The sequence below is a fragment of the Delftia acidovorans NBRC 14950 genome, from assembly GCF_001598795.1.
GTDB lineage: Bacteria > Pseudomonadota > Gammaproteobacteria > Burkholderiales > Burkholderiaceae_C > Comamonas > Comamonas acidovorans.
In genome coordinates this window covers 38,943-53,154 of record NZ_BCZP01000024.1, presented here as the reverse complement: position 1 = coordinate 53,154, position 14,212 = coordinate 38,943, and the positions used below count along the sequence as shown (strand labels likewise).

General features: G+C 68.6%; 16 protein-coding genes. 8 read left to right on the top strand and 8 right to left on the bottom strand.

Features of this window, described 5'->3' with window-relative positions; translation table 11 throughout:
* Nucleotides 1-47: 47 nt before the first annotated feature.
* On the bottom strand, nucleotides 48-1,172 hold the full coding sequence (locus DA1_RS23675) for a serine hydrolase domain-containing protein (RefSeq protein ID WP_034393356.1): 1,125 nt from the start codon (nucleotides 1,170-1,172) through the stop codon (nucleotides 48-50).
* Between the two features lie 31 nt (nucleotides 1,173-1,203).
* Entirely contained in the window at nucleotides 1,204-1,791 is a 588-nt protein-coding gene (locus tag DA1_RS23670; protein WP_230590790.1) for a retropepsin-like aspartic protease family protein, read from the bottom strand.
* Nucleotides 1,792-1,928: 137 nt separating this feature from the next.
* Between DA1_RS23670 and DA1_RS23665 the strand changes: the two genes are divergently transcribed.
* A complete protein-coding gene (locus tag DA1_RS23665; RefSeq protein ID WP_034393351.1) occupies nucleotides 1,929-2,696 on the top strand; it encodes a DsbA family protein in 768 nt (255 codons plus the stop codon).
* A gap of 66 nt (nucleotides 2,697-2,762) precedes the next feature.
* On the opposite strand, the gene icd is transcribed toward DA1_RS23665, so the two are convergent.
* Complete coding sequence (icd, locus tag DA1_RS23660; protein ID WP_012205489.1) at nucleotides 2,763-4,025, bottom strand: NADP-dependent isocitrate dehydrogenase; 1,263 nt, start codon at nucleotides 4,023-4,025, stop codon at nucleotides 2,763-2,765.
* A 209-nt stretch (nucleotides 4,026-4,234) separates the two neighbouring features.
* Between icd and DA1_RS23655 the strand changes: the two genes are divergently transcribed.
* The 7 genes from DA1_RS23655 to DA1_RS23625 all read left to right on the top strand — a co-directional run bounded on the left by DA1_RS23655 (nucleotide 4,235) and on the right by DA1_RS23625 (nucleotide 10,651).
* Nucleotides 4,235-4,456 carry a hypothetical protein gene (locus DA1_RS23655; protein ID WP_012205488.1) on the top strand — a complete coding sequence of 74 codons (222 nt, stop codon included), beginning with the start codon at nucleotides 4,235-4,237 and terminating at the stop codon, nucleotides 4,454-4,456.
* Nucleotides 4,457-4,607: 151 nt separating this feature from the next.
* Nucleotides 4,608-5,120, top strand: a complete 513-nt coding sequence (locus DA1_RS23650; protein ID WP_174549413.1) for a DUF192 domain-containing protein — start codon at nucleotides 4,608-4,610, stop codon at nucleotides 5,118-5,120.
* A gap of 9 nt (nucleotides 5,121-5,129) precedes the next feature.
* The gene (locus DA1_RS23645; protein WP_034393346.1) at nucleotides 5,130-5,501 is read left to right on the top strand and encodes a DUF2946 family protein; all 372 of its coding nucleotides are present in this window, start codon (nucleotides 5,130-5,132) and stop codon (nucleotides 5,499-5,501) included.
* 98 nt (nucleotides 5,502-5,599) lie between these two features.
* The gene (locus DA1_RS23640) at nucleotides 5,600-7,807 is read left to right on the top strand and encodes a TonB-dependent receptor (RefSeq protein WP_034393345.1); all 2,208 of its coding nucleotides are present in this window, start codon (nucleotides 5,600-5,602) and stop codon (nucleotides 7,805-7,807) included.
* Between the two features lie 14 nt (nucleotides 7,808-7,821).
* Entirely contained in the window at nucleotides 7,822-9,354 is a 1,533-nt protein-coding gene (locus tag DA1_RS23635; protein ID WP_034393343.1) for a PepSY domain-containing protein, read from the top strand.
* Between the two features lie 23 nt (nucleotides 9,355-9,377).
* Nucleotides 9,378-9,869 (top strand): MarR family winged helix-turn-helix transcriptional regulator, encoded by a 492-nt coding sequence (locus DA1_RS23630; RefSeq protein ID WP_012205483.1) that lies wholly within the window; start codon nucleotides 9,378-9,380, stop codon nucleotides 9,867-9,869.
* Nucleotides 9,866-10,651, top strand: a complete 786-nt coding sequence (locus tag DA1_RS23625) for a DNA alkylation repair protein (protein ID WP_034393342.1) — start codon at nucleotides 9,866-9,868, stop codon at nucleotides 10,649-10,651. Before DA1_RS23630 ends, DA1_RS23625 begins: the two co-directional genes overlap by 4 nt.
* Here DA1_RS23625 and fur read toward each other — a convergent pair.
* The 5 genes from fur to zigA form a co-directional block, all read right to left on the bottom strand.
* Nucleotides 10,638-11,087: a ferric iron uptake transcriptional regulator gene (gene fur, locus DA1_RS23620; RefSeq protein WP_013802513.1), complete on the bottom strand. Its 450-nt coding sequence runs from the start codon at nucleotides 11,085-11,087 to the stop codon at nucleotides 10,638-10,640. The genes DA1_RS23625 and fur overlap by 14 nt on opposite strands.
* A 197-nt stretch (nucleotides 11,088-11,284) precedes the next feature.
* Entirely contained in the window at nucleotides 11,285-11,845 is a 561-nt protein-coding gene (locus DA1_RS23615; RefSeq protein ID WP_013802514.1) for a gamma carbonic anhydrase family protein, read from the bottom strand.
* A complete protein-coding gene (gene ykgO / locus DA1_RS23610; RefSeq protein WP_034393339.1) occupies nucleotides 11,842-11,991 on the bottom strand; it encodes a type B 50S ribosomal protein L36 in 150 nt (49 codons plus the stop codon). Before ykgO ends, DA1_RS23615 begins: the two co-directional genes overlap by 4 nt.
* Before the next feature lie 45 nt (nucleotides 11,992-12,036).
* The gene (folE2, locus tag DA1_RS23605) at nucleotides 12,037-12,927 is read right to left on the bottom strand and encodes a GTP cyclohydrolase FolE2 (RefSeq protein ID WP_034393335.1); all 891 of its coding nucleotides are present in this window, start codon (nucleotides 12,925-12,927) and stop codon (nucleotides 12,037-12,039) included.
* A 46-nt stretch (nucleotides 12,928-12,973) separates the two neighbouring features.
* On the bottom strand, nucleotides 12,974-14,194 hold the full coding sequence (gene zigA, locus DA1_RS23600; protein WP_034393333.1) for a zinc metallochaperone GTPase ZigA: 1,221 nt from the start codon (nucleotides 14,192-14,194) through the stop codon (nucleotides 12,974-12,976).
* Nucleotides 14,195-14,212 lie beyond the last annotated feature (18 nt).

The window sequence follows — 14,212 nt, the reverse complement described above, 5'->3', positions numbered from 1 at the left end:
TTCTCGCACGCCCGACGTGCCCGCGCTCGGCTGTCAGGGCAAGGCTGTCAACGCAAGGCAGCGGCGATCAGGCCCTGCACGGCGGCCACGCGCTGCACCTGTTGGGGGCTGTCGTAGTTGCCCATGAAGACGGCATACACCAGCGAATGCTGGGGCACGACCACCAGCCGCTGGCCGCCCAGGCCGATGGCCATGTAGTACGCCAGGCCGGCGCGGGTCTGCCCCACGTACCAGTGGTGGCCGTAGCGCAGGCCGGGCCAGGCGTCCACGCGCGGCTGAATGGATTGCACAATCCAATACCGGGGCACCAGCGCCCGGCCTTGCCTTCCACCCGGCCACTCGCCCTGCTGCAGCACCAGCTGGCCAATACGGGCCAAGTCCCGCGCCCGCAGGCGCAGGCCGGAGGCGGCGGCCGCCTCGCCGTTGGTGCCAGGCGTCCACTCGGCCTGGTCGATGCCCAGCGGAGCAAACAGCTTGTGCCGCGCATAGTCCAGCAGGGGCATGCCGCTGCCCTGCGCGATCAGATGGCCCAGCAGGGCCGTCGCCCCGCCGCTGTAGCACCAGCGTTCGCCGGGCGGGGCGACGATGGGCTGCTCCAGCACGTAGCGGTAGCGGTCGCTGCTGCGCTCCATGACGATTTCGCTGTTGCGCGGGTCGGAATACGGAAGGTCCTCGTCCCATTGCAGGCCCATGGTCATGCCCAGGGCATGGGAGACCAGGATGGCGCGCCGGCCCTCATCGGCCGCCAGATCGCCGTAGGCGGGAAACGCCTGTACCAGGGGCGTGTCCAGCGCGGGCACCTTGCCCTCGGCCAGGGCCATGCCGTACAGCAGGCCGACGACGCTCTTGCTGACCGAGCGCACATCGTGCAGGGAGTCGGCGTTGAAGGCCACCTTGCCCAGCGGCTCGCCCCAGCGCTCGTCCTCGCCCTCGAAATAGCGCTCCAGCGCCAGCCGGCCGTGGCGCATCACGACGACGGCGTGCAGGTTCGCCAGTTCTCCGCTCTGCACGCCCTGGTCCAGGCGTTCGCCCAGGTCTTCGGCCAGGCCGGTGCCGGAGGAAGAGGCACCGCCCTGCCCCACGCTGGCACAGGCCGTGCAGCCCAGCGCCGCCAGGGCTGCGCCTGTCTGCAGCCATCTGCGTCTGTCGGTGCGAAAGCCGTTGTTTGTCATGTCCCTCTCCCTTAGTTACCTACTTACGTACTTACTGCTTGGGCGAAGACCCGCTGCCGCGCGGATGGATCAGCATGCGGTCGCCGCGTATTTCCACATCGAACTGGCGCAGGAAGTTCTGGCCCAGCAGCGCATCCCTGTCCGTGCTGCCGGTATAGCCCGTGCCCACGCGCAGGCCGCTGACCACCAGGGAGGCCACGCGCACCTGCTCGGCCACCACCATGCGGCCGTCGCGCTCGCCATTGGCGGTGCGAAAGCGCACGGGCTCGCCGCCGTCCAGGCCTGCGCGCTCGGCCAGCGGCTCGGTCACGCCGACCATGCTGGCGCCCGTGTCCACCAGGAACATGACGGGCTGCCCGTTGACGGCCCCTTCCACGCGGAAATGCCCGTCGCGGTCACGCGCAATGGCCACGGTGCCATCGGCCTGGACCTTGACGCCGGCCGGCTTCAGGTACATCTGCATGGCCCAGTACAGCACGCCCATGACCAGCAGCCAGAACAGCAGAAAACCCAGCATGCCGCGCCGGGCGACGGACTGGACGCTGGGCTCGGCGGCCGGGGCGGCCGGGGCGGAGGAAGCGGACGGATCGGACGGAGGCGGCGTGGATTTGAGGCGCATGGCAATGCAGACGGGATCGACGATGGCAGCACCGTGGCTGCACGGCGGCAGTCGCCCATTCTGCCTGCGGCCCTGCCCCGTCACGGGCAAGCCAATAGCCGCTACAGTGGGCGCCTTCATCACAGCCTGCTCCTGCCATGACCACGACCGCGCAGCCGCCCTTTGTCCTCCACTACATCTTCGACCCGCTGTGCGGCTGGTGCTATGCCGCCGCGCCCCTGGTCAAGGCCGCGCGCAGCGTGCCCGGCGTCACGCTGCAGTGGCATGGCGGCGGCATGCTCACGGGCGCCCACACCCGCACCATCACGGCCGACTGGCGCGGCCACGTGATGCCGCACGACCAGCGCATTGCCGAGATGACGGGCCAGCCCTTCGGCACGGCCTACTTCGACGGCCTGCTCAACGACCTGGGCGCCGTGCTGGACTCCGAACCGCCCACCACGGCCCTGCTGGCCGCCGAGGAACTGGCGGGCCGGGGCCTGGACATGCTGGCGCGCCAGCAGCAGGCCCACTACGTGGAAGGCCGCCGCATCAGCGATCCGGCCGTGCTGCTGGAACTGGCCCGGGACCTGGGCCTGGACGTGGCGGCCTTCACCGACGCCTTCCAGCGCCTTTCGGGCGCCGCCACCCAGGCCCATATCGCCCAGGCGCGCGAATGGCTGGAGCTGGCCCAGGGCCAGGGTTTCCCGACCTTCGCGCTGGAGTTCGACCACCCCGAGGCCGAGCAGCCGGGCCAGCGCGCCATACAGCGCATCGACATCGGTCCCTGGCTGGGAGATGCCGATGGCTGGGCGCAGCAACTGGGCCAGTGGGTGCAACAGGTGGCGGCCATCACCGCCGGCGAGCAGACCGCGCCCCAAGGCGAGGATTGCGGGCCCGATGGCTGTGCGCTGCCCAAGAGCTGATCCCTCAACGACCAGCAAAGAAAAAACCGCGCCTGGCGCGGTTTTTTCATGGAGCACGGGCGCCCGTCAATCCATCTTGGAGATCATCACCTCGCCAAAGCCGGAGCACGACACCTGGGTGGCGCCGTCCATCAGGCGGGCGAAGTCGTAGGTCACCTGCTTGCTCTGGATGGCCTTTTCCAGCGCGCTGATGACCAGGTCGGCCGCCTCGCGCCAGCCCATGTGGCGCAGCATCATCTCGGCCGAGAGGATTTCGGAACCCGGGTTCACATAGTCCTTGCCCGCGTACTTGGGGGCCGTGCCGTGCGTGGCCTCGAAGCAGGCCACGGAGTCGGACATGTTGGCGCCGGGCGCAATCCCGATGCCGCCGACCTGGGCCGCCAGCGCGTCCGAGATGTAGTCGCCGTTGAGGTTGAGCGTGGCCACCACCGAGTACTCGGCCGGGCGCAGCAGGATCTGCTGCAGGAAGGCGTCGGCAATGGAGTCCTTGATGACGATGTCGCGGCCCGTGCGAGGGTTCTTGAACTTGAGCCAGGGTCCGCCGTCGATGGGCTGGGCGCCGAACTCGCGCGCGGCCAGCGCGTAGCCCCAGTCGCGGAAGCCCCCTTCGGTGAACTTCATGATGTTGCCCTTGTGGACCAGGGTCACGCTGGGCTTGTCGTTGTCGATGGCGTACTGGATGGCCTTGCGCACCAGCCGCTCCGTGCCCTCGATGGACACGGGCTTGACGCCGATGCCCGAGGTCTCGGGGAAGCGGATCTTCTTGACGCCCATCTCCTTGACCAGGAAGTCGATGAGCTTCTTGGCGTTGTCGCTGCGCGCCTCGTACTCGATGCCCGCGTAGATGTCCTCGGAGTTCTCGCGGAAGATGACCATGTTGGTCTTCTCGGGCTCCTTCAGCGGCGAAGGCACGCCCTTGAAATACTGCACGGGGCGCAGGCAGACGTAGAGGTCCAGCTCCTGGCGCAGCGCCACGTTCAGCGAGCGGATGCCGCCGCCCACGGGCGTGGTCAGCGGGCCCTTGATGGAGACCACGTACTCGCGCAGGGCCTGCATGGTTTCCTCGGGCAGCCAGACATCGGGGCCGTAGATGCGCGTGGATTTCTCGCCTGCGAAAACCTCCATCCACTGGATCTTGCGCTTACCGCCATAGGCCCTGGCCACGGCGGCATCCACCACCTTGATCATCACGGGCGTGATGTCCACGCCGGTGCCGTCGCCTTCAATGAAAGGAATGATGGGCTGGTCTGGCACGTTCAACGACATGTCGGCGTTGACAGTGATCTTCTGGCCCTCGGCCGGCACCTGGATGTGCTGGAAGCGGTTCATGGGGACGGGTCTCCGTTGGCTGGTGCACGAGGCAAGAGTGAATGCCCGGATCGGGCACGAATTTAGTGCAGAAAATTCTAACGACAATCGGGCCGCCCTCCTGTCAACGGCGATACAGTAAACGCGTTGAGCATGTGCGGTGCATCAAGAATTTCGCACCGTTGTCTGATTCAACTTGGCTTCTACCGCTTTTCTAGGAAATGGCATATATGAAAAAACTCCTCGCTGTCCTGATCGCCGGTTCGTTTGCCGCAGGCGCCTTCGCACAGGCCGCCGCAGCACCCGAAGCGCCGATGTCGGCTCCCACGGCCGCTTCCGCAGCTGCTCCCGCTCACACAGCCAAGAAGGCCAAGGTCGCCAAGAGCGGCAAGCACTCCGGCAAGAAGCACGCCAAGCGCTCCACGAAGAAGGCACACAAGGCCGTGGCCTGATCCATGCCGCGGGATGCCAGCCGGCATCCCCTCAAAAAAGCCCGCAAGTCAGCAATGCACTGCGGGCTTTTTGCCGCCCGCCCGGCCATGATGGCCCGGCCAGGCCGATTTTTGCGTCCGGCCACGCGCCCCCTGCGACAGAATGTGCAAGATGACGAAGCCTTCGACACCCCTCACATCCCTTTCCCGCCGCGCGCTGCAGCGGTTGCTCATGGCCGCCTGCCTGGCCGGCGCCGCCGTATCGGCAGGCGCACAGCCCCAGGGCAGCCCCCAGATGAATCTGCGCCGCGTGGAGTTGACGGCCGGGTTCCACCGCATCGATGCCCAGGTGGCCGCCTCGGACCGCGAGCGCGCCATCGGCCTGATGTTCCGCCAGGACATGCCCGCGCAGGAGGGCATGATCTTCGTCTTCGAGGTGCCCGCCGTGCAGTGCTTCTGGATGCGCAACACCCTGCTGCCGCTGACCGCCGCCTTCGTGGCCGATGACGGCACCATCGTGAACCTGGCCGACATGAAGCCCATGACCGAGGACTCGCACTGCTCGGCCAAGCCCGTGCGCTATGTGCTGGAGATGAACCAGGGCTGGTTCGCCAAGCGCGGCCTGAAGGCTGGCGTCAAGCTGGGCGGCAGTCTGTTCACACCGACGCCAGCCCCCAAGCCATAATCACGCCCCATGCAAGCGCTTCGCTCCTCGTTCTGGCTCACCCGGCTGATATTGGCCTGGTTTGCCGTGACGCTGGGCGTTGCCGTGGCCTCACCCCTGGTCCATCCCCAGGGATTCGAGCTGGTCTGCACGGCCAGCGGCGACGTCAAGCTGGTGGCGCTGGGCGAAAGCGCAGCCCCGGGCATGGGCCACCACCAGCTTGACTGCCCCATGTGCCTGCCCGCTGGCGCACCGCCGCCGGCGCTGCCGCAGATGGCCGTGCCCCACCAGCAACCGCTGGCCCACGCGCTGCTGCCGCTGGTGGCGGCGCACATTGCCTCCGTCACACGTGCGCCGCTGCCGGCGCGCGGCCCTCCCCCGCTGACTGCCGTGTTCTCTTGAATCGCCGCCGGGCCTGCTGATGCGCGCCCGGCCCGCCTGTGCCGCATGCGCGGTGCAAGACCCGGAGTCAGTTCGTGAATTCTTCCCCTTTCCCCGCGATGGCGGCGCCGGTGCGCGCATCCACGCACGCCTTTCGTCTCCATCCCCTGGCCACGGCGCTGTGCTGCGCGCTGGGCGCCGCATGGGCACCTGCTGCGCACGCGCAGACCCTGGCCGAGGCGGCACTGCCCGCCGTCGAAGTCTCCGACCAGGCCACGGCCGACGCCAACGGACTGCTGCCGCTGAACAAGACCGTGGGCACGGCCAGCCGCCTGGGCCTGACGGCGCGGGAAACACCGGCCTCGGTGCACATCGTGGACCGCGCCGCCATCGAGGCGCGCGGCGCCCAGGACACGCAGGAGATCCTGCGCTCCATTCCGGGCGTCACGGCCTACAGCCCGCCCGGCAACATCGGCATCAGCTACCGGGGCTTCGGCACGGGGTCGGTCAGCCAGCTGTTCAACGGCATCAATCTGCAGTACTCCATTGCGGCCCGGCCCGTGGACAGCTGGATCTACGACCGGGTGGAGGCCATTGGCGGCGCTTCCGGCTTTCTCTACGGCGCAGGCGGCGTGGGCGGCACGCTGAACTACATCACCAAGCTGGCCCAGCGCGACAGCTTCACCGAAGGCCAGCTGCGCCTGGGCAGCTATGGGCTGAAAGAAGCCTCCGTCGGGCTGAACCGCCGCCTGGGCGATGCCACCGACAGCCAGGGCACGACCCATTACCTGCGCCTGGACCTCAACCACCGCGATGCCGGCAGCTGGGTGGGCGGCACGCAGTCGCGCTCCACGCAGCTGGCGGCCTCGCTGCTGTCCGACCTGGGTGGCGGCCTGACGCACACCCTGGCCTACGAAGCCCAGCATGAGCGCGTGGACCGCCCCTACTGGGGCACGCCGCTGCTCAACCCGCTGCGCGGCCAGGCGCGCATTGACGAGGCCACCCTCGGCAAGAACTACAACAGCGCCGACGGCCTGTATGCCCAGCGCGTGCAGTGGCTGCGCTCCATCACCGAATGGCGGGCCAGCGACCGGCTCAAGCTGAGCAACACCTTCTACGCCTATGACGCGCTGCGCGACTACCGCAACGTGGAGACCTACCGCTTCACGCCCGACAACAGCGCGGTGGTGCGCTCGGCTGCGCTGCTGCAGCGCCATGACCAGCGCATGGTGGGCGATCGCATCGAAGGCAGCTACCTGGGCGAGCTGGCCGGCCGGCGCAGCGAATGGGCCTTTGGGCTGGATGTGAGCGTGAACCGGCAGACACGCTTTCCGAACAGCCTGTCTGGCACGGTGAGCACGGTCAATCCCTACGATTTCACGACAGAGAACTTCTACGACATTCCCGGCATGGCACCCGGCTTCAGGCCCGACCGCGACAACAAGGTCACCACCACCGCCCTGTACCTGGAAAACCGCACGGCCCTCACCCCGGCCCTGCACCTACTGACCGCCCTGCGCCATGAACGCATCGACGTGGACCTGACCAACCGGCGCGATGTAACGCCCGCGCTGCCCGCCAGCTACAGCCGCAGCTATAGCCCGACGACCGGGCGCGTGGGCCTGGTCTGGGATGCCACGCCCGAGGCCAATCTCTACGCCCAGTTCTCCACGGCGGCCGATCCGCCGTCGGGCATGCTGATGGGCGCCTCATTTGCCGACGCCATCAACAACACCGGGCTGACCACGGGCCGCCAGGTGGAGGCCGGCAGCAAGCTGTCGTTCTGGCAGGGCAAGGGAACGGCGGCGCTGGCGGTCTATCACATCACGCGCCGCAACATCTCCACCCAGGACCCGCAGGACAGCACGCGCACTGTGCTGGTGGGCCAGCAGTCCTCGCGCGGGGTGGAGCTGTCCATGGGCCTGGCGCCCACGCCGCGCTGGTCGGTCCAGGGCAACTGGAGCCATGTGGACGCGCGCTATGACAACTACCAGCAAGGCGGCGTGTCCCTGGCGGGCAAGCGGCCCACGAATACGCCCGCCAGCGTGCTCAACCTCTGGACCAGCTACCGCATCACGCCGGCCCTGGAGGTCAACGCCGGGCTGCGCCGCGTGGGAGGCATCTATGCCGATGCGGCCAACACCCTGTCCTGGCCTGCCTACACGCTGCTGGACCTGGGCCTGAGCTACCGCATCGACCCGCGCATGACCGTGGTTGCACGGCTGCGCAATGCCACGGACCGCGTCTACGCCGCCAGCCTGACCAGCACCATGGCCTACCTGGGGGCGCCGCGCACGGCCGATATCACGCTGCGCGTGGCGTTCTGAGAGAGGGCCGCGCCATGCGCCTTCACCTCAAACGCTGGCTGTTCCTGCTGCACCGCTGGCTGGGCATTGCCGTGTGCCTGTTCTTTGCGCTGTGGTTTGTCTCGGGCATGGTGATGATGTACGTGGGCTACCCCAAGCTCACCGAAGCCGAACGGCTGCGCCACCTGCCCCCGCTCGATGGCAACGCCGCCCTGCTCGCGCCCGCCGAGGCGCTGCATGCGGCCGGCATCGACGGCCCGCTCAAGGATCTGCGCCTGCATGCCGGCAGCGCCGGCCGTGCCAGCTACCTGGCCACGCCCGAGGGGCGGCGCCAGCCCGTGGCCATTGATGCGGCCAGCGGCCAGGTGCTGCCCGCCACCAGTGAGGCGCAGGCCCTGGCCAGTGCCCGCGCCTTCGCGGAGGACGGCACGGGCCTGCACTACCTGGGCACGGTGGATGAGGATGCCTTCAGCCACTCGCGCGCGCTGGACATCCACCGCCCCCTGCACCGCGTGCAGATGGACGATGCCCAGGGCACGCTGCTCTACATCTCCGGCCGCACGGCCGAGGTGGTGCGCGATGCCACGCGCACCGAGCGCGGCTGGAACTACCTGGGCGCCTGGCTGCACTGGCTGTACATGTTCCGGGGCAATGCCTTTGACGGCGCCTGGGCCGACATCGTCAACGTGCTGTCGCTGTTCGGCATTGCCGTGGCCATCACCGGCACCGTGGTCGGGGTGATGCGCTGGCGGTTCAGGCAGCCCTACCGCAGCGGCCGGCGCACGCCCTACCCGGGCCGCGCCATGCGCTGGCACCATGTGGCGGGCCTGCTGTTCGCGCTGACCACGCTGGCCTGGATCTTCAGCGGCCTGATGTCCATGAACCCCTGGCGTCTGTTCGACACAGGCACGCCGCCACTGCACATGGCCCGGTGGCAGCAGGGCCCGCTGCGCCTGACAGGGGGCGACGCCACGCCGCAGTCGCTGATTGCCGCAGCGGGCGGACCCGTGCGCGAACTGCGCTGGCTGCGCACCGCAGGCCGCACCGAGGTGCTGGCCCAGCCCGCAGCCGGCACGCCCCTGGTGCTGGACAGCGCCAGCGCAGCGCCCGCAGCCCATTCGCGCGAGGCCCTGCTGGACCGCGCGGCCGTGCTGATCGACGCACCCGTGCTGCGCAGCGAATGGCTGACCGCGCACGACCTGTACTGGTACGAGCGCGCCGAGCACACCATGATGGGCGGCCATGACAAGCCCCTGCCCGTGCTGCGCGTGGTCTTTGGCGATGCCGCGGCCAGCTGGGTGCACATCGACCCGCACACGGGCCAGGTGCTGGGCCGGCTGGACGGCACGCAGCGCCTCAAGCGCTGGCTGTTCGCCATGCTGCACAGCTGGGACTGGCTGCCGCTGCTGCAGCGCCGGCCGCTGTGGGATGGGCTGCTGCTGGCCTTCAGCCTGGGCGGCCTGCTGATGAGCGCCACGGGCGTGCTCATAGGCGTGCGCAGGCTGCGCCGCAAGCGCAGCCATCGCGCACAGGCCACTGCTTGCCTGGAGGCGCAGCCACATGGTTAGCCACCATACTGTATGCTTGCCACATGCAACTCGAACAGAAATACCAGGCCCTGCTGGCCGAGGCCGAGCGCCGCAAGCTGGACGACGTGGACAGCATGCGGCTGTGCTTCCAGACCCTGTCCCTGGCTGCGCGCATCGACCGTGACTGCGCCGCGCTGCTGGCGCCCCATGGCCTGTCCGAAGGGCGCTTCGTGCTGTTGTTCCTGCTGGAATCCGCCAGCGAAGGGCTGGCGCCCAACCACCTGGCAGAGCAGGCCGGCATCACCCGCGCCACCGTGACCGGCCTGCTGGACGGCCTGGAACGCGAGGCCCTGGCCGAGCGCCTGCCCGACCCGGCCGACCGCCGAGCGCTGCGCGTGCAGCTCACCGCCAAGGGCCGCCAGCTGGCGCGCAAGCTGTTTGCCCGGCACAGCCAATGGATCGCCGGCCTGTTTTCCAACCTGTCGCCCGCCGAACGCGGCCAGTTGGGAAAGCTGCTGGCCAAGGCCGCCGCAGGCGTGGAGGCCAGCGCATGACGGCGCCCGCCCCCCGCCGCAAGGGCGCCAACCGCACAGTCGATATCACTCCCGAACTGCTGCAGGCCCTGTCCCTGGGCGAGATCGAGACCGCCACGCTGACCGAAAGCCTGGCCGTGGACCAGGCCCGGCTGCTGCAGGCCGTCTTTCCTGACGCGTGGCCGCAACTGGAGGACACGGCGCAGGCGCTGGGCCAGCTTGGCATTCTCAAGCGCATGGAGTGCATTGGCGGCCTGCTGTGGCAGACACTGGGCCAGGCCGGCTGGCAGCGCTGCCTCACGCACCGCTCTGACACGGTGCGCGGCTGGGCCTGCTTCATGGCCGGCGCGCAGCCGGGCCTGACCCTGAGCCAGCGCCTGGAGCTGGTGCAGCCGCTGGCCGATGACCCGCATTTCGGCGTGCGCGAATGGTCGTGGATGGGCGTGCGCCCGCATCTGGCCAGCGATCTGCCGCAGGCCGTGGCCGAGTTGTCTCGGTGGACAAGGCGGCCCTCCGACCGCCTGCGCCGCTTCGCCAGCGAGGCCCTGCGGCCGCGCGGCGTCTGGTGCAGCCATATCGCGGCGCTCAAGCAGCAGCCGGAGATCGCCCTGCCCCTTTTGCAGCGGCTGCGCGCCGATGCCTCGCCCTATGTGCAGGACTCGGTGGCCAACTGGCTCAACGACGCGGCCAAGAGCCGGCCCGACTGGGTGCGCGCCCTGTGCGCGCAATGGCTCGAGGAATCGCCCGTGCCCGCCACGCGCCGCATCTGCGAGCGTGCGCAGCGCAGCCTCAAGGAGAGCTAGCCTCCTGCCGGCCCGCCAGCCGTTCGCAGTCGGGCTTGATGCAGCGCCCGTAGAGGATGTGGGAGTGCTCCACGATGGCAAAGCCATGCGAGCGCGCCAGCAGCTTCTGGCGCTGCTCGATCACGGCATCGTGGAACTCCTGCACCAGGCCGCAGCGCGTGCAGATCAGGTGGTCATGGTGCTCGCCGTCGTCGAGTTCATAGACCGCCTTGCCCGCCGCAAAGCGCTGCTGGCGCAGCATGCCGGCCTGCTCCAGCTGCGCCAGCACGCGGTAGACCGTGGCCAGGCTGGTGCCCCGGCCCTGGTCATGCAGCTGGCGGTAGACCTCCTCCGCCGCCAAATGCCGCTGGTCCCCGTGGCGAAAGATGTCCAGTACCCACAGTCGCGCCAGCGTGGCCTTCAGCCCCAGGTTCTTGAGGTCAGCGGAATCGGACATGCAGCCCTTTCTTGTCTCAGTGATTCACGCCAATGCGCGCTACCAACCGTCCACGGTCCACGAGACTGGCGCACCCCAGCTCAGGGACACCGAGGAAGGGCCTATGCCGGCCGCGCCGCCCCGCACCGAGGGTGTCGTCCCCCTCCCGCGCAGCGAGATAGGGGGAAGCGGCGTAGCCGCTCAGGGGGTGCTTTGTTCTAGAACTCATTGTGGATGGCCTTGTAGCCGCGCACCAATTCGTTGTTGGTGCGGACCACGTCCTCGGAGAAATCGCTGGCGTCGGCGGGCACCTGGGCCAGCGTGGACAGGTCGGTCTCCGGGCCTATGCGCGCAGTGGACGGCACATAAAAGCCTGGCGGCAGGTGGCATCCATCGACCACGGCGTTGTAGCGCACCACGCAGCCGTCATCGACCACGCAGTTGAACAGCACGCTGTTGAAGCCGATGAACACGCCATTGCCCACGGTGCAGGGCCCGTGGACGATGGCGCGATGGGCGATCGAGGTGTGCTGCCCCACGCTGACGCGCGCGCCGGACTTGGAGTGGATCACCACCCCGTCCTGGATGTTGGAGTGGGCACCGATCACGATGGGGTCGATGTGGCCGTCCGCATCCATCTCGTCGGCACGGATCACCGCATAGGGGCCGATGAAGACGTTCTCTTCCACGACCACCAGTCCGCACAGGATGGCCGTGGGGTCCACGAAGGCGCTGGCATGGATGCGCGGCAGGTCGCCGCGCGGGTTCTTGCGGATCATCCCTTGCGCCTGTTCTTTGCGCCGCCCTGGCGGGCCTTGAAGCGCGGGTTGCTCTTGCAGATGACGTAGATGCGGCCGCGACGGCACACCACCTGGCAGTCTCGATGGCGCAGCTTGGCTTCCTTGAGGGACGAGAGAACTTGCATGGGAAAACTCCTTGGGTTGTAGAGAAACGGGTGCCGGCTCGCCGGTCATGCCCAGGCCACGGCGTCGTGCGGATGCAGGCTCTCCATGTGGCGCACATGCACGCGCGGCCGGGCGTAGCTGCCTTCCAGCGCGGCCTGTATGCGGCGCGCCGCATCCTCGACAAACATCAGGTTGCGGCCGTTGAGCGCGGCAAAGGCCTGCTCGTCGGCGCGCTTGACCGCGGTCTGCACGGGCGTGCCCAGCGCCTGCTCCACGCGGGCGATCAGGGGCAGGATGCCCAGGTCGGGCGCATCACAGGCCAGGTCCACGCTGACCTGGGCCTCGCTGCGCTGGCTGTGTGCCGTGGCCAGAGTGCCATGCCGGCGCAGCCAGGAAGCCACCTGGTCCGGCTCCACCAGCGGCTCGCCCGCAAAGGCCTGCAAAAAGCCCTGCTCCAGCAACTGGCGCGACAGTGCCGCCGAGCAGGGGCAGGTCGAGGAATAGCCCACGCTCACCTGCAGCCGCAGCTGGAACACGCCCTGCGCCAGCGTGGCGTCCAGGCGCACGGGATAGGACTTCCAGCCCGACAGATCGTGGGTGACCAGGGCCGGCCGCTGGGTCAGCAGGTCCAGCGACAGGCGCAGCCGGGCGCTGCGGCTTTGGCAGTCGAGGTGGCTGTCGATCATGGCCTGCAGCGCGTGGCGCAGCGCCAGGGCAGACAGCGCGGACTCCTCGGCCAGGCTGTCCAGTTGCCGGTACAGCCGGGACATGTGTATGCCCTTGACATGGGCCGCAGGAAGATCGACCTGCACATCGGCACGCGCATGCAGCTCGCGCCAGTAGCCGGGCTCGGCCACGGTCACGGGCAGGTCTATGCCCTGCATGCCCACCCATTGCAGCGGGCTGAGGCTGGGAGCGGGATCGGTCAGGGAAACATCGGGAAGAGGTGCAGGCATTCGGGACTCCAGTGGCCACGCCGACCCAGGCCGGCGCGGTATTCGTTCAATTCCAGTCGGGAAACGGGTTGTCCCATTGCGCCCAGGCCTGTGGGCCCAGGGCCATTTCTGCATCGGTCAGCAGGCACTCGTCCAGGCGGGCGCGCAGCGCGTCCTCGTCCATGCCCATGCCGATCAGCACCAGTTCCTGGCGCGCGTCGCCCACGCCATCGACCCATTTGTCCAGGATGCGCTCCACGCTTTCGGGGTCGCGCGGCCAGCGCTCGGCCTCCACGGCGGCCCACCAGTGGCCGGCCGGCCCATGGCGGGCCACGGCGCCAGCCTGCGACCAGGAACCGGCCAGCGCCGGATGGCTGGCCAGCCAGAAAAACCCCTTGGAGCGCACCACTCCCGGCCATTCGCTTTGCACCAGGCCAAAGAAGCGCCGGGGATGAAAGGGGCGGCGGGCGCGGTAGACAAAGCTGGCAACGCCATAGGCCTCGGTCTCGGGCTGGTGCGTGCCACGCAATTGCTGCAGCCAGCCCGGCGCCCTGGAGGCCTCCTCGAAATCGAACAGCCCGGTATCGAGCACGCGATCCAGCGGCAGTTGGCCGAAGGAGGCGATCTCCAGCCTGGCACGCGGGTTGAGCCCGCGCAGGATGGCCATCAGCCGCGTGCAGTCCTCCTCGGTGACCAGGTCGATCTTGTTGAGCACGATCACATCGCAGAACTCCACCTGCTCGATCAGCAGATCGACCACGGTGCGGCGGTCCTCCTCGCCCAGCGATTCGCCGCGCGAGCGCAGGCTGTCGCGCGAGCCATAGTCGTGCAGGAAGTTGAAGGCATCGACCACGGTCACCATGGTGTCCAGCCGCGCCACATCGCCCAGGCTGCGTCCGTCCTCGCCCGCGAAGGTGAAGGTCTCGGCCACCGGCAGCGGCTCGGAGATGCCCGTGGACTCGATGACCAGCTGGTCGAAACGGCCCTCGCCCGCCAGCCGCGCCACCTCCAGCAGCAGATCCTCGCGCAGCGTGCAGCAGATGCAGCCATTGCTCATCTCCACCAGCTTTTCGTCGGTGCGCGACAGGTCGGCCCCGCCATCGCGCACCAGGGCCGCGTCGATGTTGACCTCGGACATGTCATTGACGATGACGGCCACGCGCCGCCCTTCGCGGTTGTGCAGGATGTGGTTGAGCAAGGTGGTCTTGCCCGCGCCCAGAAAGCCCGACAGCACGGTCACAGGCAATCGGGCATGCGGCGGCTGAACCGGCGCTACGGTATGCATCATGGAATCTCTCGAACAGGG

Excerpts from the sequence above, each read along its gene's own strand:
- DA1_RS23675 (WP_034393356.1), bottom strand. The coding sequence starts at position 1,172 with ATGACAAACAACGGCTTTCGCACCGACAGACGCAGATGGCTGCAGACA.
- DA1_RS23670 (WP_230590790.1), bottom strand. The coding sequence starts at position 1,791 with ATGCGCCTCAAATCCACGCCGCCTCCGTCCGATCCGTCCGCTTCCTCC.
- DA1_RS23665 (WP_034393351.1), top strand. The coding sequence starts at position 1,929 with ATGACCACGACCGCGCAGCCGCCCTTTGTCCTCCACTACATCTTCGAC.
- icd (WP_012205489.1), bottom strand. The coding sequence starts at position 4,025 with ATGAACCGCTTCCAGCACATCCAGGTGCCGGCCGAGGGCCAGAAGATC.
- DA1_RS23655 (WP_012205488.1), top strand. The coding sequence starts at position 4,235 with ATGAAAAAACTCCTCGCTGTCCTGATCGCCGGTTCGTTTGCCGCAGGC.
- DA1_RS23650 (WP_174549413.1), top strand. The coding sequence starts at position 4,608 with ATGACGAAGCCTTCGACACCCCTCACATCCCTTTCCCGCCGCGCGCTG.
- DA1_RS23645 (WP_034393346.1), top strand. The coding sequence starts at position 5,130 with ATGCAAGCGCTTCGCTCCTCGTTCTGGCTCACCCGGCTGATATTGGCC.
- DA1_RS23640 (WP_034393345.1), top strand. The coding sequence starts at position 5,600 with ATGGCGGCGCCGGTGCGCGCATCCACGCACGCCTTTCGTCTCCATCCC.
- DA1_RS23635 (WP_034393343.1), top strand. The coding sequence starts at position 7,822 with ATGCGCCTTCACCTCAAACGCTGGCTGTTCCTGCTGCACCGCTGGCTG.
- DA1_RS23630 (WP_012205483.1), top strand. The coding sequence starts at position 9,378 with ATGCAACTCGAACAGAAATACCAGGCCCTGCTGGCCGAGGCCGAGCGC.
- DA1_RS23625 (WP_034393342.1), top strand. The coding sequence starts at position 9,866 with ATGACGGCGCCCGCCCCCCGCCGCAAGGGCGCCAACCGCACAGTCGAT.
- fur (WP_013802513.1), bottom strand. The coding sequence starts at position 11,087 with ATGTCCGATTCCGCTGACCTCAAGAACCTGGGGCTGAAGGCCACGCTG.
- DA1_RS23615 (WP_013802514.1), bottom strand. The coding sequence starts at position 11,845 with ATGATCCGCAAGAACCCGCGCGGCGACCTGCCGCGCATCCATGCCAGC.
- ykgO (WP_034393339.1), bottom strand. The coding sequence starts at position 11,991 with ATGCAAGTTCTCTCGTCCCTCAAGGAAGCCAAGCTGCGCCATCGAGAC.
- folE2 (WP_034393335.1), bottom strand. The coding sequence starts at position 12,927 with ATGCCTGCACCTCTTCCCGATGTTTCCCTGACCGATCCCGCTCCCAGC.
- zigA (WP_034393333.1), bottom strand. The coding sequence starts at position 14,194 with ATGATGCATACCGTAGCGCCGGTTCAGCCGCCGCATGCCCGATTGCCT.